Source organism: Motiliproteus sp. (genome assembly GCF_965230735.1).
Lineage (GTDB): Bacteria > Pseudomonadota > Gammaproteobacteria > Pseudomonadales > Balneatricaceae > Motiliproteus.
Map to the genome: position 1 here is coordinate 2,916,950 of NZ_OZ246016.1, position 25,454 is coordinate 2,942,403.

General features: G+C 57.0%; 22 protein-coding genes, 1 tRNA gene and 1 other RNA gene. 16 read left to right on the forward strand and 8 right to left on the reverse strand.

Annotated elements, in window-relative coordinates:
- Positions 1–25 precede the first annotated feature (25 nt).
- The 4 genes from ACO05M_RS13400 to ACO05M_RS13415 all read right to left on the reverse strand — a co-directional run bounded on the left by ACO05M_RS13400 (position 26) and on the right by ACO05M_RS13415 (position 1,940).
- A complete protein-coding gene (locus ACO05M_RS13400; RefSeq protein WP_421863753.1) occupies positions 26–622 on the reverse strand; it encodes a hypothetical protein in 597 nt (198 codons plus the stop codon).
- A 51-nt stretch (positions 623–673) separates the two neighbouring features.
- Positions 674–1,462 carry an NERD domain-containing protein gene (locus ACO05M_RS13405; protein WP_421863756.1) on the reverse strand — a complete coding sequence of 263 codons (789 nt, stop codon included), beginning with the start codon at positions 1,460–1,462 and terminating at the stop codon, positions 674–676.
- A gap of 224 nt (positions 1,463–1,686) precedes the next feature.
- Positions 1,687–1,820: non-coding RNA, RtT sRNA (locus ACO05M_RS13410), on the reverse strand.
- A 43-nt stretch (positions 1,821–1,863) separates the two neighbouring features.
- Positions 1,864–1,940, reverse strand: a tRNA-Val gene (locus ACO05M_RS13415).
- Positions 1,941–2,279: 339 nt separating this feature from the next.
- Between ACO05M_RS13415 and ACO05M_RS13420 the strand changes: the two genes are divergently transcribed.
- On the forward strand, positions 2,280–3,710 hold the full coding sequence (locus tag ACO05M_RS13420) for an NAD(P)/FAD-dependent oxidoreductase (RefSeq protein WP_421863759.1): 1,431 nt from the start codon (positions 2,280–2,282) through the stop codon (positions 3,708–3,710).
- A gap of 95 nt (positions 3,711–3,805) precedes the next feature.
- On the opposite strand, the gene ACO05M_RS13425 is transcribed toward ACO05M_RS13420, so the two are convergent.
- The gene (locus tag ACO05M_RS13425; RefSeq protein WP_421863762.1) at positions 3,806–4,708 is read right to left on the reverse strand and encodes a DMT family transporter; all 903 of its coding nucleotides are present in this window, start codon (positions 4,706–4,708) and stop codon (positions 3,806–3,808) included.
- Here ACO05M_RS13425 and ACO05M_RS13430 point away from each other — a divergent pair.
- Positions 4,707–4,901, forward strand: coding sequence for a hypothetical protein (locus tag ACO05M_RS13430; RefSeq protein ID WP_421863765.1), 195 nt, complete (start codon positions 4,707–4,709; stop codon positions 4,899–4,901). The two genes, ACO05M_RS13425 and ACO05M_RS13430, sit on opposite strands and share 2 nt — an antisense overlap.
- 121 nt (positions 4,902–5,022) lie before the next feature.
- On the opposite strand, the gene ACO05M_RS13435 is transcribed toward ACO05M_RS13430, so the two are convergent.
- Positions 5,023–5,274 carry a DUF6482 family protein gene (locus tag ACO05M_RS13435; protein ID WP_421863768.1) on the reverse strand — a complete coding sequence of 84 codons (252 nt, stop codon included), beginning with the start codon at positions 5,272–5,274 and terminating at the stop codon, positions 5,023–5,025.
- A 169-nt stretch (positions 5,275–5,443) separates the two neighbouring features.
- Between ACO05M_RS13435 and ACO05M_RS13440 the strand changes: the two genes are divergently transcribed.
- The 9 genes from ACO05M_RS13440 to ACO05M_RS13480 all read left to right on the forward strand — a co-directional run bounded on the left by ACO05M_RS13440 (position 5,444) and on the right by ACO05M_RS13480 (position 16,487).
- Complete coding sequence (locus tag ACO05M_RS13440; RefSeq protein ID WP_421863771.1) at positions 5,444–5,656, forward strand: hypothetical protein; 213 nt, start codon at positions 5,444–5,446, stop codon at positions 5,654–5,656.
- Between the two features lie 372 nt (positions 5,657–6,028).
- The gene (locus ACO05M_RS13445; RefSeq protein WP_421863774.1) at positions 6,029–6,469 is read left to right on the forward strand and encodes a CopD family copper resistance protein; all 441 of its coding nucleotides are present in this window, start codon (positions 6,029–6,031) and stop codon (positions 6,467–6,469) included.
- A 145-nt stretch (positions 6,470–6,614) separates the two neighbouring features.
- Positions 6,615–8,639 (forward strand): hypothetical protein, encoded by a 2,025-nt coding sequence (locus ACO05M_RS13450; RefSeq protein WP_421863777.1) that lies wholly within the window; start codon positions 6,615–6,617, stop codon positions 8,637–8,639.
- Between the two features lie 189 nt (positions 8,640–8,828).
- Positions 8,829–9,395 (forward strand): hypothetical protein, encoded by a 567-nt coding sequence (locus ACO05M_RS13455; RefSeq protein WP_421863780.1) that lies wholly within the window; start codon positions 8,829–8,831, stop codon positions 9,393–9,395.
- A 6-nt stretch (positions 9,396–9,401) separates the two neighbouring features.
- Positions 9,402–12,362: a YncE family protein gene (locus ACO05M_RS13460; protein ID WP_421863783.1), complete on the forward strand. Its 2,961-nt coding sequence runs from the start codon at positions 9,402–9,404 to the stop codon at positions 12,360–12,362.
- Between the two features lie 65 nt (positions 12,363–12,427).
- Complete coding sequence (locus ACO05M_RS13465; RefSeq protein WP_421863786.1) at positions 12,428–13,843, forward strand: FAD-dependent oxidoreductase; 1,416 nt, start codon at positions 12,428–12,430, stop codon at positions 13,841–13,843.
- Positions 13,844–13,892: 49 nt separating this feature from the next.
- The gene (locus ACO05M_RS13470; protein WP_421863789.1) at positions 13,893–14,504 is read left to right on the forward strand and encodes a hypothetical protein; all 612 of its coding nucleotides are present in this window, start codon (positions 13,893–13,895) and stop codon (positions 14,502–14,504) included.
- A gap of 13 nt (positions 14,505–14,517) precedes the next feature.
- Positions 14,518–15,897, forward strand: coding sequence for a hypothetical protein (locus ACO05M_RS13475; RefSeq protein ID WP_421863792.1), 1,380 nt, complete (start codon positions 14,518–14,520; stop codon positions 15,895–15,897).
- A 200-nt stretch (positions 15,898–16,097) separates the two neighbouring features.
- Positions 16,098–16,487 carry a helix-turn-helix domain-containing protein gene (locus ACO05M_RS13480; RefSeq protein ID WP_421863795.1) on the forward strand — a complete coding sequence of 130 codons (390 nt, stop codon included), beginning with the start codon at positions 16,098–16,100 and terminating at the stop codon, positions 16,485–16,487.
- Positions 16,488–16,627: 140 nt separating this feature from the next.
- Here ACO05M_RS13480 and ACO05M_RS13485 read toward each other — a convergent pair whose 3' ends face one another.
- Complete coding sequence (locus ACO05M_RS13485) at positions 16,628–18,406, reverse strand: SLC13 family permease (protein WP_421863796.1); 1,779 nt, start codon at positions 18,404–18,406, stop codon at positions 16,628–16,630.
- 202 nt (positions 18,407–18,608) lie between these two features.
- Here ACO05M_RS13485 and ACO05M_RS13490 point away from each other — a divergent pair, with 202 nt between their 5' ends.
- From ACO05M_RS13490 to ACO05M_RS13510, 5 genes are all read left to right on the forward strand, one after another.
- On the forward strand, positions 18,609–20,072 hold the full coding sequence (locus tag ACO05M_RS13490; protein ID WP_421863800.1) for a HAMP domain-containing sensor histidine kinase: 1,464 nt from the start codon (positions 18,609–18,611) through the stop codon (positions 20,070–20,072).
- Entirely contained in the window at positions 20,069–20,704 is a 636-nt protein-coding gene (locus tag ACO05M_RS13495) for a hypothetical protein (RefSeq protein WP_421863802.1), read from the forward strand. The genes ACO05M_RS13490 and ACO05M_RS13495 overlap by 4 nt, the downstream gene beginning before the upstream one ends.
- Positions 20,705–20,712: 8 nt before the next feature.
- Entirely contained in the window at positions 20,713–22,065 is a 1,353-nt protein-coding gene (locus ACO05M_RS13500; RefSeq protein ID WP_421863806.1) for a sigma 54-interacting transcriptional regulator, read from the forward strand.
- Between the two features lie 294 nt (positions 22,066–22,359).
- Positions 22,360–22,944: a hypothetical protein gene (locus tag ACO05M_RS13505; protein WP_421863808.1), complete on the forward strand. Its 585-nt coding sequence runs from the start codon at positions 22,360–22,362 to the stop codon at positions 22,942–22,944.
- Between the two features lie 409 nt (positions 22,945–23,353).
- Complete coding sequence (locus ACO05M_RS13510; RefSeq protein WP_421863811.1) at positions 23,354–24,718, forward strand: GGDEF domain-containing protein; 1,365 nt, start codon at positions 23,354–23,356, stop codon at positions 24,716–24,718.
- Here ACO05M_RS13510 and ACO05M_RS13515 read toward each other — a convergent pair.
- Positions 24,679–25,404, reverse strand: a complete 726-nt coding sequence (locus tag ACO05M_RS13515) for a response regulator transcription factor (RefSeq protein WP_421863815.1) — start codon at positions 25,402–25,404, stop codon at positions 24,679–24,681. The genes ACO05M_RS13510 and ACO05M_RS13515 overlap by 40 nt on opposite strands.
- Positions 25,405–25,454: the final 50 nt, after the last annotated feature.

A 25,454-nucleotide genomic window follows, 5' to 3' on the forward strand; every position in this document is an offset into this window, starting at 1 on the left:
AAAACATCTCTCTTTTAATGCATAATTAGTCAATATTCTTATATTCCACATGTATAATAATTTCTTCTGCACCTTGCAATATTATCTTATCCTTTAAATCTTTATTTATACATGAGAAAATTTCGATCTGATTAGTTTCCCTATTTATCAATGGTATTCCTAAGAGTTCTCCAGAGTTAGCATATTTTAAAAGCTCAATTCCTCTTGTTATATAGAACTCTAAGTTAGACCAAAAATTATCACTTCCAATAAACTTATCTCTAGGCGCATGTAAATATGCGCCTAAATTTTTAACTATATCTATCAGCTCCTTTGTTACCGGTGTATATTTAAGTTTTATTGACTCGGAGCTTCCTGGGTTAATAGTAAATATTGCTTCTTCATTGTTACCTTTTCTAAAAATAGAAGCGATATGCTTGTCAAGTACTGCAGGTTTATATTGTTTCTTCATTTTTTCAGAAGCTTGTTTGTGAAATTCTAAGTATTCTCGCATTCTAGCTTCAACACCAAACCTTATTTCTAAAGCTGAATAAAACCATGTGGTCACATCTTCCTTATCAAACACATCTTGAGCTCTATCCAGATAGTTTATTGATGAAACAAAGTAATTATTAGAATCCATTTAAATAACCTGCATTTTTTATAGACAAATACTTTGTCGTGATCTTAATCACTAGAAATTAAACATATCTTCCTTATCCTTTATAACTCGACATCTTGGAAATTGACTACAACCCCAAAACTGCTTACCAATGTTTTGCCCTTTCTTACTTTCTCGTAACACCATAGGACTGCTGCACCTGGGACAGAGAGGTTCAGATGACTTCTTTTCAACGATCTCCTGAACATGCTTGGCGTGCTGTACATGAGTTTTGATTGAACGAGTGAGTCTACCTTTCTCGATCTTCTGGATAATCAACCTAACCTGAACATCGGACAGGACGGGATCCCGCCTCGACTTGATGTATCGAATGTACCCACCGGCATAGGTAACGTTCTCTGGCATATCAGTCTTGAAGGTGCTGTCACCTACGAAGACGATCAGGGAGTGGATATGACTAGGCTCTATTTCTAGTGCCGCTTCCAACGTCTTCACATGTTTGTAGTTCTGCCTTAGCGGATTCTGAAACTTCGATTTGTGCTTGAAGATCTGTTGAGTCCAATACGGCTGGTTAGCTGATCCAAAAATCCACCCCTTCATGTTCTTAGTTTCGATAACAAAGACACCGAATCTAGAAACGATAATGTGGTCTATCTGCGTAGTTCCATCATCAGTTGGGAGGGTGACGTTCTTGATGAGGTGATACTGCTTTTTATCGAGAAAGAACCTAGCGGCGAGGTTGACGATCGCCTCGCCAATAAATCCTTTAAACCATGGTGAACGTGATACACCAACGAGAATAAAGAGTGGTATCAGATACCACATACTCAGGAGTGCATCGAAGATCGGTGAGAAATCCATTCTTACCCTACTCATTTTCCTTAACTTGGCACATGAGTATGCCAGAAGCGGATCTAGTTCATAACCTACTAGCCTGAGCAGGCAGCTCTGAAAGGTCAGATCAGGGGATGGGAATGGATAGTGGCAACATGACTTTGCTTGCCCTAGAAGTGCCCTATAGATCAGGCACAAAAAAGCCCAAGACGATGCTTGGGCTTCTATGCTGCTGACTTAACAGCGAATTCTGCTAGGACTAGGCAGATTATACGTCGCTACGCGCCTTCCCCTTCGGGGCTATCGTCGCAGGCTCCTATGTGGTCTCGCTTCGCTCGGCTCGACTGCCTTCGGCAGTTCTCATCTGCCAAAGAATACTCACATCGCAGAATGCAAAAAGCCCGCAATAATGCGGGCTTTTCTAAATTTGGTAGGACTAGGCAGATTCGAACTGCCGACCTCTACCATGTCAAGGTAGCGCTCTAACCAACTGAGCTATAGTCCTATTACATTCCGGTGCGGTGTGTGTCGCTCCTCATGTACGGCGGGCATTATACAGAGTCCCGGAGGGCGGTCAACAGTCTGATGACACAAAAATTTAATCAATTTTTAATCGTTCAAAAAACCCTCAACAAGAGGTCCTGTCGGGCTTTGCGCTTGCTGTACACCCCTTGATCAACCAGCTCAGAAAATCACTGATCCGACGACAATAACCGACGGTCACCTACCCGCTTCAGGGTAGTCACCACCCATTTGAGGGTATACCGTCCCGGCCCTGCAATCCTCATCATGACAACACCATCGATAACAACAACCACTATGGTTTCCAGACCGGGTTTTCGTCATGACTTACCAAGCTACATCCGAGCATGCCCAGGCGCGTAAGGCGCTGCTTAAAACCAAATTCTTCCCTTATTGGCTCGACAATGCCCAGGCTCCCGATCCTGAGCCGGCCCTTAAAGACAGCATCAGCTGCGATCTGTTGATCGTCGGTGCGGGTTTTACCGGCTTGTGGGCGGCGATTCATGCCAAAGAACAGAACCCGGATCGCGAGGTGGTGATTATCGAGGCCCAGTGCATCGCCATCGGCGCCTCCGGTCGCCCCGCGGCGATTTTGTCTACCTCGGTAATGCACGGGTTGGAGAATGCGGCCCGCCTGTTCCCGCAGGATATCGACGCGCTGGAAGAGCTGGGTAAGGAGAACCTGGACGGCTTTCGCGACACCATCGAACGCTACGACATCGATTGCGATATCGAATGGGGTGGCGAGCTGACCGTCGCCGTCGGCGAAGAGGGCTTGGACGATATCGAGAAAGAGTACGGACTCTACAAACGTTATGGCCACGACGCCTACCTGCTCGATAAAGACGAGGTCCGCGAACAGATGGACTCACCGCTGTTCAACGGCGGCCTCTGGTCCAAAAGCCGCAGCGGTACTGTCCACCCGGCCAAGCTGGCCTGGGGCCTGAAACGCGCCGCGATGGCGCTGGGCGTACGCATCTACGAGTACACCCCGCTGCAATCTAGCGAGCACCTCAAACCCGGCGTTCGGGTGACCACCCCGGAAGGCACGATCAATGCCAACAAGGTGCTGCTGGCGACCAACGCCTTTGCCGCCGGCAATAAAAAGATCAAGACCCGGGTTGCGGCGATCCGCGATCGTATCGTGGTGACCGAACCGCTGACCGACGAGCAGATGGCGACGATCGGCTGGAAGAACCGTCAGGGCATCTACGATACCCGTACCCAGCTCAATTACATGCGACTGACCGCCGACAACCGGATCCTGTTCGGTGGCCGGCTGGGGTATTTCTTCAATAACGATACCGACCCCAAGGCCGATCGTAGCGCGGAGAACTTCCTGCCGCTGGTGGAGAACTTCTACAAAACCTTCCCCAGCCTGCGCGACATCCGCTTCTCCCATGCCTGGAGCGGACCGATCGGACTGACTACCCGGATGGCGGTCCATTTCCAGCACTACCACGACGGCGACATGATCTATGCCGGCGGCTACTCCGGCTTCGGTGTTACCGCGACCCGCTTCGGCTCCCGGGTCGGTCTGGCGATTCTGGACGGCGACGATATCCCGGAAACCCGGATGCAGTTTGCCACCAGTTTGCCCGGCTATATCCCACCGGAGCCGTTCCGCTGGTTCGGCGCCAAGATCACCATGTACGCGCTGGATACCGTCGATGCCAAAGGCGGTTGGCGAAAACTATGGATCAGCATGGTCGAGAAGATGGGCTTCCCGATCACCCAGAACGAACTCGGCTAAACCGCCAACAGGGCTTTGCTTCACCCACCCGGAGATGACCACCTGAGGTCGTCTTCGGACATCCGTTCGACCGTCGCCCAGTACCCACTGATCCCCTAATCAGCCGCTTGAGGCTGACTAACCTCCCTGCCTAGCCTACGGCCACTCCACTGGTACAGCGCCAATCCCAGGCAGATCAGGCCACTACCCTGAATCAACCGCAACGTCAGCGGCTCCTGATTCAGCAGGCTGCCCAGCGAGATCGCCAGCACCGGAGTGATCAGGGTGATCAACGCCACCGTGCTGGCCGCCAGCTGCTGGAGGATGTAGTAGTAGGCGACAAAGCCAACCAGCGAACCGAACAGTCCCAGGTAGATGATCGCCGCCAGCGAGCGTCCTCCTCCATTCAGCTCAGGCAACTGGCCATCCATCAGCAACCAGCTCAGCGCATAGAACGGTATCGAGCAGCACAAGGCACCTACTGTCTGCGCCAACGGGTGGATCTGAACGCTAACCCCCTTGACCAGAACCCCGCTGATGCTAAACAGCAGTACCGCCAACAGCATCAGGCCAACGGCCGCTAACGCCGAGGTTTCAATCACCAAACCATCGCTAAGCACCCAGCCAAGGCCGGACAGCGCCAGCAGCAATGCCAACCAGCGCAGCGGGCTAAACGCCTTCTCACCCAACCAGAACTGGGCCAGCAGGCCAGACACGATCGGCGACATGCCGAAGATCAGCGAGATTAGCCCCGAACTGAGCTGGCTGGCCGCCATGTAGGTGGTGAACATGGCGCCGTAGACCCCCAGCGTGGCGTAGAGGTAGCTTTTCAGCGCCGGGCCATGCCAAGGCAGCGGGATACGCAGCCAGCGTAGCAACCCCAGGCCCACCACGGCGGCCAGCATCATACGCAGCATCGCTGCCATCACTGGGGTGACGGTTTCGCTGCTCCAGATGATAGCCAGAGGTGTGGTCGACCAGATAACAATCACGGTCGCATAGGCGATAGGGGTGGACATGATGACCTCCATGTTGCTGCGCGGTTATTTCCGCAGGACTAAAAAAGCCGCTCCAACACCGAGGCAAAAAAAAGCCGCGGTGAAAGCCGCGGCCGGGAATACTTTGTTCGATTCGCTGAATCAGATCACTTCATCATCGAACCACGCCATCCCGACCGACACGCGAGCACTCGCAGGTGCCAGCGTTTGCTGACCTGCGGTCGTCGGGATACAAAAAAGATGGCGTTGAAAATATTCATAACCCGATCATGGCGTCGACCGGCTTACGAAGTCAAAACAAATTTTCAGTGCTTTAGTCGCAATATGGCCAGCTGTCAGTGTCTGATCATCTCGTCGTAGACCTGGCTGGCTTCGAGCCGGATCGGTACCGAATAGGAAGCAAAGGAGCGTTTAGCTTCACGGTAACTGTGAAACACCAACGGTTGGTGGCTATCGGTCGATTCCAGGGTATGACTGCGACCGTGGATGACTACTTCGGCGGTGTAGATATCGCCCTCGTTTGAAAGAATAATGACGGCGTCGACCGTACCGCTAAGGGCCTGGCGCTCAAAGGCTTGAACATCCATTGGCTTATCCTCCGGAAAATGACTGATAAATCCCCTTCCTCGGTAGTTTCCAGTAGACCCGGGCGTTGCTGTTAAGTTCAAGCAAGACGGCGGTCTGGATTAACCGGTTTCAACCAGTCATGGCAGCAGGAGCGGTATAATAAGAGGTTGTAACTACAGGAGAACCGAGATGCTGAATAGCGAATTTGGCAACGGCAAAAAGGTGAACCTGGTAACCGCCTTTGCCCTGTTTTGCCTGATGATGGGCTTCCTATTTCTAATCGCCGCCACTCCGGGCAGCCAGACCCTGGCTGCATCAGCGTTGCTGGTATTTGGTGCGCTGTGCCTGTCGGCTGGCTGGTTCTACAGTGAGCACCATCACCACCATCATCACCATCACTGACCGTTACCCCTACACGACAAAGCCCCGGCACTCCGGGGCTTTTGAGTTGAGACGCCTGTAGCCTTAGCTCGCGTCGTTCTGCGCCTGTTCAACTTGTTGTTGCTCAAGTTTGGCGGCTCAGCCTTGATAGCGGGATTGATAACCCCGGATTGCCGCTCTGCGCCCTTCAGGACGGCATTGCACGCCCTCGGCACGAGTCAAAATCGTATATTCGATTCAACCCTTTGGGGTACGAAAGCGCCCCTTTTTTGTCATATATCAATCCGTTCAATCGCCGACTCCCTGCTTGATTCAGATCATTCAGCTTGACCGGAATTAGGCCGAGCATTGATCGCAGTTTCCACGTTTTCAGGTTCATCCAGGGAGAGTTTCATGGGTTACGGACTGGCTCATACCATTCATCTGATCTGCGCCATCCTGTTTATCGGGGTCGTGGCCTTTGAAGTGTTGATCATCGAAGGCATCCGCCCGCAGATCGCGCCGCAGACCATGGGGCAGCTGGAGTTGTTAATCCAGAAGCGCGGCCGTCGCATCATGCCGTTTGTGGTGATCGCCCTGGTTCTCAGCGGATTAACCCTGGGCTACCACCATCGCGCCGTGCTGATGTCACCGTTGTCGAGCAGTTTCGGCACCCTGCTGTCCATCAAGCTGCTGTTGGTGGTGGCGGTGTTGGTGCAACTGGTCATGACCCTGCGTCGTTCAATCAAAGGCACGCTGGACTCCGGACGCTTCAAGCTCGGGCACCGCGAGCTGCTGATTCAGATGTTTATCATCGTGATTCTGGCCAAGGCGATGTTCTATGTGAGCTGGTGATTGCCGACAAAACTGAGCCATATCAAGAATCAACGGAGACAAACCGGACAAGAAGAAAATTATTAATGATAGGTATTCCCATTACCAATAGCATCGGTTTATCATTCGTAAGCTGATAAATCATTACTGTTGAAGGGGAATACCGTTGAAAAAGCAGAAGCTTTCTCTGGCGATTAGCGCCGCCATGCTGCTCAGTGCCACTGCCGCCCAGGCCGGTCCGCAGGTTGAGGTGCTCGACAAGCGCTCACTGCCGGCAGGCTCTTTCCTGGCCTACACCGAGTTCGAACTGTCCGGCGAACCGCTGGCTGAAAGCCTGGGTCTGGACCTGGATGTGCTGGATCCGGATCAGGTTAACCAACCGACCGCGTTCGACTACAGTGCCGGTATCGAAAGCTACGAGTATTCCGAAGAGGCGATGTACGCCCTCAACTACCAGTCCCAGAGCGGCCCCCACCTGGCCAACGGCCCGCTGAACAAGCAGCGCGGTGGTGACCTGGGCGCACTGGGTCAGCGTTTTATGGAGCTGGCCGACTCGGTCAAGTACCCGGCCGAAGAGATTCCGCTGAACCTGTACCCGATCTCCCTGCCCTACCAGGCGGCACTGCCGGAGTTTGCCGGCCAGGTCGATACCAGCGTGGTGAACGGTGACGAGATCGAGCACCTGGACGCAAACGGCAAGGCCCGTAACCTGACCACGCAAACCCCGGCTTACTACCGCGACTACGCCAGCCTAGCCTGGACCGACAGTCAGACCGAGAAGGTGATCAACCCGGCCTCCGTCGGCGGTATCCTGCTCAAAGAAGTGATGTGGTCCCAGGACTTCCTGGGCGGCATGCACGTGATCGACAGCGATGAAGAGGTCGAAGCCTCCACCTCCACCCAAGACCAGGACGGTGTTCACGCCCTCGGCGTTTCCGCCGTTGACGGCATGAACGGGGTCATCCTGACCGAAATGTCGTTGGACAAGCTGCTGATTCTGCAAGACCAGCTGGGTTTTGACGGCAACAAACTGGGCGCCGCCATCACCCCCGACTACGATCCGGCCAAAGGTGTGGTCTGGTTCCCTCATCAGATTGCCGTCACCGAAGGCACGGCCAACGGCGTCAAGGCGATCGACGGCCTCAAGGTGACCGATACCAGCTCCAGCCTGCGCGACACCTGGCTGCTGCTGTGGCCGGTCAGCGAATACTTCGCCTTCTCCGATCAGCGTGAAGCCAACAGCGGTCAGAACCCGGCCTTCGCCGCGGTATTTGACGGTGCGCCTTTTGCGGCTGCGCCTAAGGCCAACGTCGATGCCGACAACAGCAACGATGTCAAAGCCGACGATGCTTTCTCGGTGGCGTCAAACCTGGCCGGGATGCTGTTTAAGAACCTGGATGCCCTGCACTTCAACCGTAGTGCCGGCACCCTGGTAGACAGCTACAACGGCAAGCAGGGCCAGCACGTTACCACCTACGACGCGGCCTACAGCCTGGTCGCCCTGTCGATCTTCCAACGCTCGCAGGATGCGCTGCCGGTTGGTTACGCCTCCGCCGAGGGTGGCGATGTCGATCTGAAATCTGCCCAGGGCAAGCGTGCGCTGGAGATAATCCGCGCCCAAGCCAACTTCATTCTGGCCAACCTGATCGGCGATAACGGTCTGGCGATCGACGGCACGACTCTGGGTGGCAAGGCCGACCAAGGCCAGTCGCTGGATGCGCAGTTCGCTGCAATTCGCGGCCTGACTGCCGCCTTCCTGGCCACCGAAGACAGCCAATACCGCGATGCCGCCCGCAAGCTATACCTGGCCGTCGACGAGCAGCTGTTCGACAAGGCGATCGACACCTGGGCTCAACAGCCGGGCCAAGCCACCGAGCACACGCCTTGGACCGCCGCGGCGATCTCTTCAGGTCTGCGTGAAGCGATGCTGCACCTGAAGAACGAAGAGGGTGAAAACGCCGCAGCGCTGGAACTGGAAACCCTGGCCCAGCGCTACGTCAGCTGGTTCAAGGGCGTGGTCAACGGTTCCAGCACCGACCAGGGCATGCAGCTGGCCGAATGGCTGGGCGACTCCGGTGAGCAGTACGTCGAGGGCGAAGGCGAGGATATCGACGCCGACAACGTACCCAAGGTAACCAGCAACAACACCGCCATGGTGATGGCCGCCAAGGTTCGGGTCAGCGCCAACTAAAGCTCTACTTTCTGCTTTAAAACCAAACGGCTACCTTGCTCGGTAGCCGTTTTTATTTGTCCGGTGCGGGGATTCTTGATCCAGATCCATTTTGGCCAATTTCCGGATAAAAAAGCTGGACTTATCTGCAACAAAAGATAACCATTACCATTCACATTCTTAGTTATTGGCTCACGCTGCGAGTATTTCATGTCCCAAACTGCCGTTGAGGCATCTCTATCGGACTCTCCGTCCGGTCAGTCACTGATCAGGCAATACTGGCTCAAGCTGGCCTATCATCACCAGCTCGCTGAAAGCACTCTATACCTGCTGTTCGTCACCGGGTTACCACTGTGGAATATCTTCAGCCTGCCCTGGATCGGTGAACGTACGCTGCTGTTCGTTCATGTGTTGGCCGGCCTGATTCTGTTCCCGCTGGCGGTCGTGCCGTTCTGGCTCAGCCACCGCCGTTTGCTTAACTCCTCCACTAGCAATCCGTCCGGCACCCCCCGCAAGAAAAAACTGCGCAAAACCGGTCAGGTGATCGAGATCCTGCTGCTGCTCAGCACCCTCAGCGGCGTCTACCTACTACTGCTGGGCAATCGCGGTGAATGGCTCGGCTGGGTCAACCACTACACCCACCTGATCACCGCGATCCCGATCGCCCTGCTGCTGTTTGTCCACGCGCTACGCTGGTCGGTACTGCGATCCCTGTTGAGTCCGCTGTTCGCGCTATCTAACGCTCTCTTCAAGTCTCCAATTAATAAGTCGAACTGATTAACGATGATTGACCGTTTCTCAAAAGCCATCCGGGCCGTGGTTCTGGCTGCGCTATCCGTCACCAGCTTAGCGAGTCATGCGGCCCAGGCCGGCGATGCCAATAAACCAACCTCAAGCTCATCAATCGTCCAGTCCGTCGACAAGCAATTCCTCTATACCGCCAATTTTGACGGCGGCAGTCTGACCCGTACCGCCATCGCCGATCCCAAGGACCAGCAAGAGGTCAGTCTGGGGCGGGACCTGCGTCGGGTTGCACTGAGCGATGATGGATCGGTGCTAGCCGTGACCTCCTACCTCGACAAACAGGTGCTGTTGCTCGCCCCGGACTCACTGGAGCTGCAGCAGAGTGTCGAAACCGGTCGACGCCCGTTTGCGGTGATCTACGACAGCCATAACCGCTGGTTCTGGGTTACCGAGTTTGAAGAAGCCAAGCTGATCGCCATCGATCACGACGGTGCGATCGTCAAACAGCTGGACACCGCCGAAACCCCGCGCGGGCTGGCCATCACCGCCGATCAACGCCTGCTGGTCACCCATGCGATGACGGGCCAACTGTCGATCTATGACCTCAAGGCCGAATCGCTGCCGTTGCTGAAGCGGATCGATCTGGCGGTGAAACAGGACCCGGACCAGTTCGTCTCCCAGGGCCTGCCGCGCCTGCTGGATGATATCGCCATCAGCCCTGACGGCACCGAAGCCTGGCTGCCCCATGTGTTGTGGAACTTCGACCACCCGTTTCAGTTTCAATCCACCGTGTTCCCGGCGGTGTCGGTGATCGATCTGACCCCCGGTGCCGAGCAGGAGCGCACCGATAACCGTAAAGAGCTGTTCCGGCAGATCAACATTATCGATAACGCCAACCGGACCCGCATCGTCAGCAACCCCGCCGACGCCGAATTTTCCGCCGACGGCAAGAAACTGTTCGTGACCCTGGCCGCCAGTGAAGACCTGATGGTGGTCGACCTGTCGCGACGGGCCAACAAGAACAAGAAGCGCAGCAAGCGCCGCAAAGGCAAGCAGTCCCAGGGTGGCGCCCAGGTCACCCAGATCCTGCGGCACCTGCCCGGCGACAACCCCCGCGGCCTGCTGGTCGATGAGCGCACCCTCTATGTGCAGAACGCCATGAGCCAGGATGTCACCAGCCTGGATGCCGGTGGCAGCTCCAGCTTCGCCCGGGTCAAGCTCGACACCCACCCGCTGTTCCGCACCGTGGCCAAGGATCCGTACGATCGCAACCTGCGCAACGGCACCCGGCTGTTCCACAGCGCCAACACCAGTGAATCACCGCAGACCCCGATCGCCGGCGATTTCTGGATGAGCTGCAGCAGCTGTCATCTGGACGGTTTCAACTTCACCAACCGGTTCTTGGTCGAAGGCCATTTTCAGGATAAGAAGGACAACGCCGTCTCCGGCCACGCGAACCTGAAGACCATGCTCGCCAGCGCCACCGAATCCGACCTGATGCGGCTGATCCGCGATACCCAGGGCGGCCTGGGCCACGACGACCGTGACGGCGCCATCGATATCGATCCCGACGCCAAAGCCAACGAGCTGCCCGAGCAGGCGGTACTGATGGCCAAACAACTCAAACGTTTTATCATGCGCCCCCACAATCTGCCCTATCTGTCGACCTGGCTGCGGGTGAAATTCGATAACCCCAATCGCAAGCTAGTGCATCCGAAAGAGTGGACCAGCTCGGTCGCCTGCAGCCGCTGCCACAGCGATCTGTTCGACCAGTGGGTCGACTCCAACCACCGCCTGATGGGCGAATCGAACCCCTACTACCGGGTGATGGAAGATGTTGCGGCCGCCGCCGAAGGGGAAGGATTCCGACGCTGGTGTGTGGCTTGCCACTCGCCCCAACGCCTGACTTCCGGCCTGCCGTTCCGCGGTGAAGAGAACCATATGTTTGAAAAAGGCGGCACCTCGATCAAGCAAGCCTACGAGCAGGGCAAGACCGACCTCGACGAAGGCACCGGCTGCCTGTTCTGCCACCGCATCACCGAGATGGAAGACCCGGGCGGCAACGCGCCCTACACCGTCGATCTGAAGAACCGCGAGCAGTACGTGTTCGAGGAGAGTTCAATCGAGGCGGCCCGTTGGCTCGGCGACAAGCAGATCAACGCCAAACCCGAGGTCCACGCCGAATCGTACCTGCAGCCGTTCTACAAGGACGAGCGCTACTGCAAGGGCTGCCATAACGAATTCGCGCCCGGCTCCGGCGCCCTGATCGTGGATACCTGGGGCGAATGGGCGGCCTCTTCGTTCAATAATCCGGACGACCCCAGCAAACACCGTGGCTGTATCGACTGCCACCTGGTCGGCGACATCAGCAAGATCGGTCAGAAGCAGCCTGGGCTGGCCACCGATGGCGGTGCTATTCAGGAGAATCTGGTCACCCACCAGTTCACTGGCGCCAACCATCACCTGGTCGGGCTACGCAACAAGGAACAGGAGCGGATGAGCCTGGAGCTGCTGCGCACCTCGGCCGAGATCGAACAGCGTCTGGTCGACGGCGTGCTGGAGGTCGTGGTGCATAACCGCGGCGCCGGCCATGCGCTGCCGACCGGGGTGGCCGACTTCCGCCAGTTCTGGCTCGAAGTTCGGGTTAGCGACGCCGAGGGTAACGAGATCTACCGCAGCGGTGTTGCCGATGACAAAGGCAACCTGCCCGACGACAGTCGCCTGTTTATGAAGGTGTTCGGGGATGCCGAGGGTAACCCGGTCAAGCTGCATTTCTGGCGCTTCGAGAAGATGCTCAGCGACACCCGGATTCCGGCCGACGGCTCGCGAACCGAACGCTTCGAGCTGCCCGATGCCAAAGGCCCGCTGACCATCAGGACCCGACTGCTGTACCGGATCTACCCGCAGTGGGTAACCGATGCGGTACGCCAGAAGGTGCCCGACCTGCCGGAGCCGCCGATCGTCGAGCTGAACCGGCTTGAAGAACGCTTCGACGGCTAGTAATTGCTACTGACCAACTCGATTTTGCTGATCCACCAGCGGCCGACAGCGCCTAAGGAACGACCATGAACTGCGCCTCTCCCTCCCAGACAGTTGCCGTACTGGGTGCCGGCCCCGCCGGACTGATGGCGGCCTGGGAACTGCAAAAAGCCGGCCTGTCGGTCGTGGTGATCGAGGCGGATGACAAAGTAGGCGGTCTGTGCGCCACCCACAGCCTGGAGGCCCAGGCCGGCACCTTCCGTTTCGACTTCGGCGGACACCGCTTTATCACCCGCAATCCGGAGCTGCTGGAGTTTGTCGAGCAGCTGATGGGCGACGAGCTGCTGCACTCGCTGCGCAAAAGCGTGATCCGCTTCCAGGGCCGGACCTACGACTACCCGTTGGCGATCGGCGATCTGCTCAAGAACGCCCCCTTCTCGCTGCTGGCCGGTGCCGCAAGCGATCTGCTGTTCAAGCTGCCGTTCACCACCCCGGTGACCGACCGCCAGAATGCCAGTTTTGAGGACTGGATCGAAAGCCGCTTCGGCACCACCCTGTACCGCAACTTCTTCGAGGGCTACACCCAAAAGCTCTGGGGTATCCCCCCGTCGCAGCTGTCGGCGGACTGGGCCGCCCAGCGGATCAGCCTGCTCGACCTCAAGGATGTCGCGCGACGATTACTGCCCAAGCGCGATGCCACCCCTCGCACCTACGCCCGCAGCTATCGCTATCCCAAGTACGGTTTCGGTCGGATCTTTGAACGCCTGGCCGACAATCTACGCGACCAGGGGGTCGATATCCTGCTCAACCAACCGGTCAGTGGACTGGTTCGGGAAGCGGGCCGGATCAAAGCGATCGAAACCGCCGCCGGACAACGGATCGACTGCGATCAGGTGATCTCGACCCTGCCGCTGCCGGTGATGGCCGACTTCGTCGGTATCGACAACCAGCTGGGATTCCGGGCGCTGCGCTTCTTCAATATGCCGATGGCCACCGACAACATCTCCGACAATACCTGGCAGTATCTGTCGGATCCGGACATCCTGGCGACAAGGTTGCAGGAGCCCAGACGACGCTCTCCGTTTATGTCGCCGGAAGGCTACAGCTCGGTGATGCTGGAGATCCCCTGCTTCGAGGGTGACTCAACCTGGGCCTGCTCCGATACTGAGCTGCTGCCCCGGGTTCAGAGCGATCTGTCCCGGCTTGGAGTAGATCCGAGCCTGGCCACCGGCGAATACGCCAGCACCCGGGCCCGTTATGCCTACCCGCTGTTGCGTTGCGGCTATCAGCAGGAGCGTCAGCGGGTGGTCGGCGCGCTGAATCAGATTCCCAACCTGATCATGACCGGTCGCCAGGGCACCTTCCGTTATATCTTCACCGATACCGCGATGGAGATGGGCCAGCTGGCCGCCCGCAGCCTGATCGAGGGCCAGGACCGCCGTGCCGAAATCTTCGATTTTCGCAACGAACCGACTGTCATTGAAACTCAAAGCGTCGCCTGATGACCGGAACCACTCCCGCCGGCCTGACTTGCGATAGGAGCATGAACTCATGAATCTCTGTTTGCGCCCACTGTTGTTCGCCTGCCTGACCCTGCTGTGTCTGCAACCCCTCGTGATAGATACGGCCCAGGCCTACTCCTATGCCGCCAAGGGTCGCGAACCGGTGTTGGAAGGCTGGCTGGCGATCAGCCAGGCTTTGAGCCGCGGTCATGCTGAGTCTGCTGCACGGGCGATGGAAGATCTGCGCGATGAATTGATCTGGATGGAGTCCGAACGGGATGCTCCGCTGGTATGGCCGCTGGATCAGGCGATTCGCGAACAGAATTTTAACCAGGCAGCCGCCACCTTCGTCGATGCCTTTATCAGCCTGATCGATCTGCGTTTGGAAGATGCCGCCACTGAGCTGGACAACTATCAGCTGGCCAAGGTCAAGGTGGTCAAGAGCGGGCTGTTTCTCGACACGCTACTGAACGACCCGGACCTGCTGGGCCAACGCATCAAGCCGCAGGATAAGCTCGATGCCCGCCAGGCGCTGGAGCGCTGCCTCGAAGCGTTGGGTAAGCCGGGACTGTTCGGCAGTGGTAAAACCCCCGCCAACCCCGACCATTTCCAACAGGCGCAGCAGCAGCTGATCGATATCTTGTCGCGTTATCAGGATTAACTCGCTAATTCCGATGCCTTTACGGCGCCAATCCAAACCCACAGCACCCTGGTTACTGGCCGGGTTACTGCTAGTTCTACTCGGCATCGAGGCCCTGTGGCTTTTCAGTCAACCGACGCTACTAGGCCATGATGATGCGCTGTTCTTCGCCCGAGGGATTGAGCGTTTCAGCGTGCTCGAGTTCTCCCCCCACTTTCCGGGCTACCCGGGGCTGATTGGACTGGGTCGGTTGGTCCAGCCCTTTTGCGACACCCCGACCGAAGCGCTGCTGTTGGTCAGCCGTATCGCCGTTTTGCTGTTACCGCTGCTCAGTGGTGTGTTGCTCTATTGCCTTGGTCGCAGCATCCCACTGGCCCTGGCTGGCGCGCTGTTGTGTGCTCTGCAGCCGCTGCTGTTGGGGCTTGGCCCGGTCGGATTGTCGGACGGCCCCGGCTTGGTTGCTCTGATCGCCACCCTAGTGTGCTGGTCGCAGCGCAGGGACCGGTTGGCGGGCCTGTTGCTGGCGCTGACGCTCTGCATCCGCCCCGGGTACGCGCCATTGCTGGCCGGGCCACTATGCTGGTTGTGGATCTATCGGCGCGACAGCCTCAAATCACTGCTCGCCCCTGTCTGCGGAGTAGGCGTGGCGGCCTTGGGGTTTGTTTACTGGCACGATGGTAATGCCTACTTCATCGAAGGGCTCCGTTTTATTCAGGGACATTTCCAGATCTGGGGCAATACGGCCTTGAACGAGAACCCACGCAGCTGGAGCGATGCCGTAACCAGACTGTTTCACCCCCATCCCGGATTACCACTTTACTGGCCGCTATTGCTGGGAATCGCTTTGCCCTGGTGTTGGCGACAACGTCGTCAGCCCTGCGGGCTACTGCTGGCGACACTTGTCGCTGCCCTGGCCTGGACTCTGCCCTTCCAAAACCCCGACAACCTGCGTCACCTGGCTGCCCCGCTGCTGTTGAGTCTGCTGCTGCTTTGCCTGTGGTCCCACAGTTTGCCGTCACGCTACCGCTACATCAGCCTGGGGGTCGTTTTCGGGGCCAGTCTTATCTTGTGCCAATCCCAACTGATCGTTAAGCCGATGGCGCCGCCGATACAACAGGCGATCGAGCATATCGCCCCCTATTCAGCGTCATCAGTATCCGCCAATCGACCCGCCTTGCTGAGCAGCAATCGCGGTGTCAGCCTGTTACGCCAGCAACTCCCCCAGGTTGCCGTGAATGACAGCTTTCTCCCCGGCAGCCGCGAGCGTGTCCTGGGCCGTGGAGGGATGCTGCTGAGCGCTTCAAAGCCGGCTCCGGAGCAGGTTTCTCGCTACCAACTACTGGCCTCATTCCCCGCCCGCTCACCGGCGGAAGCCCCGCTGTTTCTATTTTCACGCCCTGATCAGCCGCAATAACCGCTTCAAACGGCTGTTTGAGTTGAGTCAATTAGTCTAAGTCTAAAATTCTGGAGGCCTCTACAAGCGATTGAAATCTCATTGTTTTGTAAAAAACTGACCTGGAGACTCTGCTAATCTCAACAGGAATATCTGCTAACTCTTTGAATTGAAGTATTTCTTGCAATGCGTCATAACAAAAGTTGCTTGTAGAATTGCTAATGCAGTTCAAGCTGGAGTACAAAGGAATGGCAAAAGGAACCGGCAGACGTATCGCCGAGGCTCGTGCAAAAGTAAAGCTCAATCAATCCGAACTTGCCCGTGCAATGGGTGTCACCCCCCAGGCCGTTCAACAATGGGAAGAAGGCCTTACCAGCCCCCGCGGCAATCGCATCGGTAAACTGGCCGATTTGCTGCAAGTCACTCCCAGCTGGATCCAGTTCGGCACCGAACCCGCTCCCGGCAACGGCGCCAACGGTAACGGCGTCAATGGCAGTTCCACCGATCAGAAACGCGCCGAGATTTTTGAGCTGCTCGCGCTGATGAACGAAGAGCAACTGGACCGAATCAAGCAGATGGCGATCAGTCTCCGGGACAGTTCGATCGATTGATATTCAGGCCCTGATTCAACAACAGACTCCAATCCCACCACCGACCCTAGCTCCACAACCTGCCCCACGCTGACGATCCGCTGTCAGCCAAACAGCCTCCGCATTCATCGTTTCCACCCCACACAGCCGGGGCGCTCGACTCAAGGCGGCCACACCCACAGGATCATCGGCACCGCAACGACGACAATCAGAATCTCCAGCGGTAATCCCATCCGCCAGTAATCACTGAAGGCATAGCCGCCGGGACCCATCACCAGTGTATTGGACTGGTGACCGATCGGGGTCAGGAACGCGCAGGAAGCCCCCACCGCAACAGCCATCAACATCGGATCCGGATCGATACCCAAACCGGTCGCCAGCCCCAGGGCGATGGGCGCCATAACGATGGCGGTGGTCGCATTGTTGATCACATCCGACAGAAACATCGTCACCACCAGGATCAATCCCAGCGACACCCAGACCGGAAACTCTCCGGTCAGCCCCAGCAGCTGCGTCGCCATCAGATGGGTCAGCCCGGTATTCTCCAACGCCTGCCCCACCGGAATCATCGCCATCAGCAGCACAATCACCGGCCAGTCGACCGGCTCATACAGTTGTTGCGGGGTCAGAATCTTGAACAACAGAAAGGCCAGGATCGCCAGGCAGAAGGCCACCGGCAAGGGTATGACCCCGATAACCCCGAGCAGGATCGCCGTGGCAAACGTCAGAAGTGCCAACCAGACCTTTTTCGGAAACCCTAGCGATAGACTGCGCTCCGCCAGCGGCAGCATCCCCAACTCGGACAACTGCGTATTCAGGCTCGAGGCCCGCCCCTGCAGCAGCAAAATATCGCCGACCTTAAAGCTCTGGCGCCGCAAGCGTCGTTGAATCCGCTGTCCTTCCCGCGCCAAACCGACCAGGGCCAGAGAACTACCGCTGATGCGACGTAGAAAGCTGACATCGCGTCCCTCCAGCATCGATCCACGCTGGATAATTCCTTCAGCCAGCGCCAGCTCCCCGCCGGTGATACGGGAGAATTTGGCGTCGGCGCTGGTGATCAGCTCCAGCTCATAGGCCTCCAGCAAAGCTTCGGTCTGGCTGGGATCGGCCTGCAGAATCAGAATATCGCCCTCCTGCAGCCGATGTTCCGCTGGCAGACCCATCGCCCTGCCACTGCGCTGTGCCAGGCCGACAAGCTCTATCTCGCCCTGCTCAAGCGGCTTTATCGACTCGATCGGCTGACCAATCAGCGCCGAATTCTTGGGCAGAATCACTTCGGTCAGATAGCTTTCGATCTCAAACAGCTGCTCCGTCGGGCTCTGCTGCATCCGCGCCTTGGGGATCAAGCGCCAGCCGATGAGGGCCACAAACAGCACCCCCAATAGCGCAACGCTGCCGCCAACCCAGGTGAAATCGAACATCCCGAAAGCCTGCCCGGCATTAGCGCCACGGTAGGACGCGATAATGATATTCGGCGGCGTCCCGATAGAGGTCATCATGCCGCCGAGGATACTGCCGAATGCCAACGGCATCAGCAGCATTGCCGGTGGCCGGTTCTGCTTTCTCGCCGTGGCCAACGCGACCGGCAGCATCAAGGCCAGCGCGCCGACATTGTTCATAAAGGCCGAGGCCACGGCGACCATGGCCGTCAATGAAAACACATGCAACAACGGATGTTCGGTAAACCCCAGTAAGCGCTGGGTCATCAGGTCCACCACCCCGGAGCGCTTGAGACCTTCACTGAGAATCAACACAGCCGCCACCGTTACCACGGCCGGATGGCCCGCCCCCAGAAAAGCCTGTTCGGCGGGTGTCAGCCCAACCAGCACGCAAAGCCCCAGCGCAATACCCGCCACCAGGTCGTGGCGAATTTTTCCCCACAGAAATAAACCCAATGTCAGCAGCACGATGGCACTGATCTGATACTGCTCAACAGTCATAGGTTCCTCAAGTTAATAGCCAGCGGATCAAGCGGTTACCGCTTAGCATAGTCGTTGCCCCGGGGTTCTTCCCCGCCGACACTGCAGCCATGCCAGCGGCTGAGCAGCACGTTATCGGCCGCAATACGGTTTGAGTCAGCCGCATCGGCCAAGTACACTTGGCCTTCGCTTCACCCGTTCATCAGGCTAATGCCTACCCACTATGCTCTGGCGCCCCCGTTCCATTTATCAGTTAGCCCTACTCGGCTTCTCCTTTGCCCTGGCGCCGCTCTGTCTGGCCATTTTCACATCGCTTCAGACCCTCAACGAACAATCTGCCCACGGTCAAAAACTAAGCCGCGAGCTACTCGAAACAACGCGTTTGAGCCAATCGGTACAAGCGCAACTGGTCGATCTTGAGCGGCTGTCACGCCAATACGCGACCCTCGGCGACAGCAGTTTGCTGCCGCTGTTCCAGGAGCTGATGCAGCAGTTGAATACCGAACTGGAGCGCCTGAAGCAGAAACCAACCCTGTCGGAATCTCAAAGCGCGCAAGATACCGGTCCGTCATTGCTGAGTTTTCTGAGTTCGATCGAACAACAGCTGCAGCTGATCAAAGCCGGCGTGCCGCTGATGAATGCCGAGCAGCCGCAAAGCTTTGAAGTTCTGGTGCAATTTGATCAGCTCAACCTGGACAACAACCGTCTGCAGTCGCAGGTCAGTCAACGGATGGATCTCCTGCTGATGCAGCAGGCGGAAAGGCTGGAGCGCCTGGAGCAATCGCTGCGTAACCGAACCCTGCTGCTGGCCCTGTTTACTCTGGGCTCGGCGCTGTTATTCAGCCACTGGATCAACAAGCCGATGCGTCAGCTAAAGCGCAAGATTCGTGCGCTGGGCAACAAAGAGGATGAGGATCTCAGAGCGGTCGGCGGCCCGCTTGAGATCCGAGAGCTGGGAAGCCAGCTGGATTGGCTCAAGCAACGCCTGGATCAACTTGAAGAGCAGAAACAGCAGTTCCTCCGGCATATGTCCCACGAACTGAAAACCCCGTTGGCCAGCCTGCGCGAAGGCGCGGATCTGATGGCTGAAGAGGTCGTGGGAAGCCTGGAACCAAATCAGCGGGAAGTGATCGAAATCATTCAGCAAAACAGCTGGGAGCTGCAGCGGCTGATTGAAAACCTGCTCGACATGAGCCAGCTGGAACAGCCCACTGCACTGGCAATGGAGCCGCTGAATCTGGAGGACTATATCCAGGAGCTGTTGGTTCCCTACCAGATGCTAGTCAGAAGGCGCCAGCTGGAGATCAGCATTGAGGTTGAGCTGTCCCAGTATCGCTGTGACCCGATTAAACTCAAAGGCGTACTGGACAATCTGTTTTCCAACGCCATTAACTACTGCAACGAACGGGGCCAGATCCTGATCCATTGTCGCCAAGAAGCAGCCGGCCTGGTCATCGACGTAGCCAATAGCGGCCCGGCTATCCCCGTTGCTGAACATGAACAGATTTTCAGACCCTTCTACCAAGGGGGCGCCGATCGGGGCGGCCCGATCAAGGGTTCCGGCGTCGGGCTGAGTGTTGCCCGGGAATGTGTCGATGCCATGGGAGGGCAACTGGAGATCGTCGAGCTGGATGACTGGAATTGCTGTTTCCAGCTTATTTTACCGCTTGGAGAGAGCCACCTATGATCCGGTTACTCGGCTACCTGATGCCGGCAATTCTATTGCTCAGCGGCTGCCAGCCGCTGCCCAAATTGGGTCTGGAGGACGCCTTAACGCCCTCCGATCCCCGCCCGGTGATCGTTTACACCCCCGCGGCTTTGACCTCCGAGTGGCTGCTGATTCTGGATCAACAACTGCAACTGACCCCCGAACAGGCCAGCGAAGGAATACGCACCAGCGAACCGCCAGTCAACGATACCCAGCGGTTCACCCAACTCCTGTATCGTCAGCAGTTGCAGCAGCGTGGTGGCTGGATCGTAGCCAGGGACCGGCTGCGGGAATTGCTTGAAAACTACCGCGGCCATGAAGTGGAACCCTTGTTGTCGATGCTGCTGGCCCACAACCAGGCTCAGATCAACGGTGAACAGCGTGAGCGACGTCTGAATCAACAGTTGAGCGACCTGATCGAAGCCTACGAGACCGTGATCCGGCGCTACCATGAGTCGGTAGCGGAAAACGAACAGCTTCAAGCCAAGATTGAAGCCCTGACCAACCTGGAACGTCAGCTGAATATCCGACGCAGCAAGGACGGCGCCGAAGATTCAAGCCAGCCACCGTCAATGCCGGCTCCAGCCCAAACCGATCAGCCCGTAAGGTAAACCAACCCATGAGTAAATCCGCGCCTCGACTACTGCTGGTCGATGACGACAAGAGCCTGCTGCGGCTGCTGAAGATCCGCCTCCAAGGTAGCGGTTACCAGGTTGAAACCGCAGAAAACGGCAACCAGGCATTGCAGCTGCTTCAGCAGACACCGGTTGACGTGGTCGTCAGCGACCTGCGTATGGATGATATCGGCGGTATCGAGCTGTTCGAGATGATCCAGAATCAACATACCGGCCTTCCCGTCATCATTATCACCGCACAGGGGTCGATTCAGGACGCCGTTGCCGCCACCCAGAAAGGAGTGTTCGGCTTCCTGACCAAACCGGTCAATATCAAGGAACTGCTGTTGCTGATCGACCGGGCGCTCGGGGTCAGCCCGCTGAAACCGAGTCAGCAGGCCGAAACCCAGTGGCGTGAGCATATCAAGTCCCGCAGCGGGGTTATGGAACAACTGCTGACCACCACGGCCCAGATTGCCGGCAGCGATGTCAGCGTCCTGATCCATGGCCAGAGTGGTACCGGTAAAGAGTTGTTGGCCCAGGCTGTACATCAGGCCAGCTCCCGATCCCAACAGCCCTTTATCCCGATCAACTGCAGCGCCCTGCCCGAACCTCTGCTCGAGTCCGAACTCTTCGGGCATGTCAAAGGCGCCTTTTCAGGCGCTGTCGCCGATCACCAGGGGCTATTCCGGGCCGCCGATGGCGGCACCCTGTTTCTGGATGAGATCGGGGATATGCCGTTGGCACTGCAGGCCAAGTTATTACGCGTGCTGCAGGATCGTCAGGTGCGCCCGGTCGGTAGCACCCGCTTATATCCGGTCAATGTACGTCTGGTTTCTGCCACCCACCGCGACCTTGACCAGATGATGGAGGACAATGAGTTTCGCCAGGACCTGTACTACCGCATCAATGTCGTCAAACTGGAGATTCCGCCGCTGAATCAGCGTCCAGAAGACATTGCCCTGCTGGCCAATCACTTCCTGATCAAGGCGTGCGAACTGGCGAACACCGAACGAAAACAGTTTTCTCCCAATGCGCTGGAGCTGCTGATCGGCGCACGCTGGCCGGGCAACGTACGGCAACTGGAAAATACCGTGCAGGAGTTGATGGCGTTGACTCCCGGTCGGGTTATCGGTGCCAACCGAGTGCGTCAAACGCTCTCAAACGAGATCGCCTACTTACCCTCCTACAGCGAAGCCCGGCGTCAATTCGAACACGACTACCTATCGAAGCTATTGCGTCTGACCAGCGGTAACGTGACCCAGGCCGCCCGACTGGCGCAGCGCAACCGCACCGACTTCTATAAGTTGCTGCAGCGCCATCAGCTCAAAGCCGAGCAGTTCAAAGGGTCCCAATAAACAGCCCCTCGGGCGGCAATTCTTTGCCCACCCATGGCCGCCCGATCCGCCGCCCCCTGTGGCCTCCCGTCTAACTGTCTCTATTTAGAGACATCCTAAACGACTGTTTTAAATAGCTTTTACAAGAAGGCGCTAATACTGTCGCAATAAACAGACATTTCTTTTACACAGATCTATGCCTTTATTGCCATATAGCATCAAACAAAAAAACAAAATGCTTTAATATCAACAATTTGCATAACTGGCACGTTTCTCGCTAAAGAATACCTACCCATTGTAGACAGGAGGCGAAACATGCCGATTCATTTTCAACTGGCTAACGAACCTGCCAAACGCGCGCAGTACTTCAACATCCGACAGTTTTGCTTTCGAAACGATCTGGGGTTGTACTCGTTTGACGGCTCTGAAGACCAGTATGATCGTGAAGGCGAGATTTTGCTGATTATGGAGGGCAATCAGTGCATCGGCGGTGCACGCCTATCCGGTAGCATGGATCCGGTACCTCTACCACTGGAGCATGAAGGGCTGGACATCCAGCAGCTGTTCCCCAATATCAGCAGCACCGATACGCCCTACTGTCAGTGGACCCGCCTGGCTGTCCATCCCAGCAAGCGAACCCCGCAGCTGATGGCCGAAACCGCCAAAACGATGTTAGAGATCGCTCTGGCAAAAGGTTATCAATACAGCTTCTGCGTCTCCGGTCGCTCCCAGGCACGACTTTACAAGCGGTTGTACAACAACCTTGGTTACGATTACCGCATCATGGAGCAGGTTAAAGTACCGGAGGAACCCGGTTTTCAGGGCTTACCGCACCTGTTGTCTATCTGCGACCTGACCAGCACCGCCACCCACCAGCTCGATATACCCCGCGTTGCCTGAGGCACGGAAGCCTTTCAACGCACCCCCATACCCGCGCTTTCTGACAGGGACGTCACCCTTCTCCTCTTTACAACCAAAGTTTTAAACCTGTCTCTAATCGACGACACTTCTGTCCATCCCAAACCGCCAGCTATTGGCGGATCCGTTTCTTAATAGCGCCGGACAATAACGCCGGATAGCGTTAAAACATAGCGCCGGATTAAGCCATCCGTTAAAGATCCGAACCCAGACTCGCCGACAGCCCAACGCACAACGTCTCGCTGTAACTGGCACGTTGTTCCACCAGGGTAAGCCATGACCTAACTCACTAAAGCCCCTCAATCCAGGGTCGTCCGCTAGGCGATCCCCGACGCCTTGGTTATAGTCGGCATTCGTTAATCCAACTCCCTCAGGGAATAGACGGGCTCCGATGCGATTACAAGGCAAACTAACCATCGCACTGCTGATTACCGGTCTGCTCAGTGCCGGCGCCGTGGCCGGGACGGCCTACTGGATGCTGATGCGAGATTTCCGCCAGTCGGTGATGGACCAGGCATACGAAAACTTCAGTCGAGATATCCGTGCCTACCTCAAACATAGCGGCACCACCGACTGGAACCTTGCCGAGCAGCGCCTACCCTTCAGCCGTTTCGTCACCGAGATCGCCCACCCCAAGCGTCTGCATTCTGAAGACTTCATTCCTCCGCCGCCGCCCGAAGGCGTCCACCCCAGAGGCGCCACGCCGGGATTTCCTCCCTCACCAAGATTTGCCTCTCCCGTCAGTGCCCCGTTTAAATTTGTGGTGCTTGATCCCGCCGGCACCGTATTGAAAAGCATTGACGGATACGAGCACGGTTCACGCATCGAACCCTCCCTGCTAAGTCAGTCACAGCCGATCACAATTGACGGACAGACGGTGGTGCGGATTTTGCCGCTGGGAGATCCACAACTCTCGCCCAAAGACCAGGCCTATCTGGATGCGGTGCGCCACGCACTGATCAGTGGCGGAGGTGCCGCGCTGCTGCTGGCGCTGCTGATCGGTCTGCTGTTCGGCGGTAGTCTGAGCCGGAAAATCAACAGCCTGATCCGCGCCGTTCGTAAAATGCAGGCTGACCGATCCTTCACGTTTGAGCTGGAAGTCCGCTCCCGGGATGAGTTCGGTGATCTGGAACAGGCCTTTAACCAGATGAACCGAGAGTTGGGTCAGGCCCATCAAGAGTTGCTCGATCTCAGTATCAAGGATCCGTTGACCGGCCTCTACAACCGTCGTCATTTCGACCAACAGGCCAACCACCAATACCAGCAAGCAAGCCGCTACAGTCAGCCGCTTACGATCATGGTCGGCGATCTGGACCACTTTAAGCAGATCAACGACCGCTTTTCTCACCTCACCGGTGACCAGGTCTTGAATCAGGTGGCTAAGCTATTGCGGCAAGGCATTCGCAAGTGTGATGTGGTTGCCCGTTACGGTGGCGAGGAATTTGTCCTGATGTTGCCCAACACAAGTCTGGATCAGGCGTTGCGCTGTTGCGAAGCGCTGAGGAGTCAGATTGAAGCCTACCCCTGGCAACAACTGGCCCCCGGGCTTAACGTCACCATGAGCATGGGACTGTCGGATCAGTTGGGCGATGACGGGGTTGAGAAACTGATCGATCGGGCGGATAAGCAGCTATACCGTGCCAAGCATGCCGGTCGTAACCGTGTCTATCACGACGGTATCACAGCTGCGGCACCACCCTGTTCATCCGTGGCGAATCAGGCCGCCTGCCAGTCCACCGGAACCGACAGCAGATAGCCGACGCCATAGACCGTCTTGATCAACTTCGGGCGCTTGGGATCATCCTCGAGCTTCTTGCGAATTCTGGACATCCGTACATCGATACTGCGCTCGTAAGGGATCGAATCCCGGCCCAGCAGATCCCCCATTAATCGATCCCGATTAAGAATCTGCTGCGGCGCCTTCAACAGCACCATCAGCAACTCTGATTCGGCTGAACTGAGGCGCTCAAGGTGCCCGTCGCGGCGAACCAGCGTCAGCGTGGCCGGATCAAAGCGCCAGTCACCGAACTGAGCAACCTTGGGCGTTGGCCGTGTTTCCGGCTGGCCGATCTGGTCCAGTCGACGGATCAGACTGTTGACCCGAGCCACCAACTCCCGCGGATCAAAGGGTTTGGTCAGGTAGTCATCGGCCCCCAACTCCAGCCCCAATACCCGATCCGGCAAGCTACCGCGACCGGTAACGATCATCACCCCGATTCGCTTCTGTTCACAGAGTTCACGAACCAGTGCCATGCCATCCATATCCGGCAGCCCTAGATCGACGATGCAGAGCACAGGCGGGCGACGACGAATCGCCTGGCTGGCCTGCGCTCCGGTTCGAAATATCTCGGTCGCGAAACCGAAGCTCTGCAATTCATTGCAGACCATTTCGGCAATATCCCGCTCATCCTCGATCACATAGATCAACTTCTGGCTAGTCACCTTGGCTGTCATCCTCCAACTGGGTGCCGCTAGGGTCAAAAATGATTGTC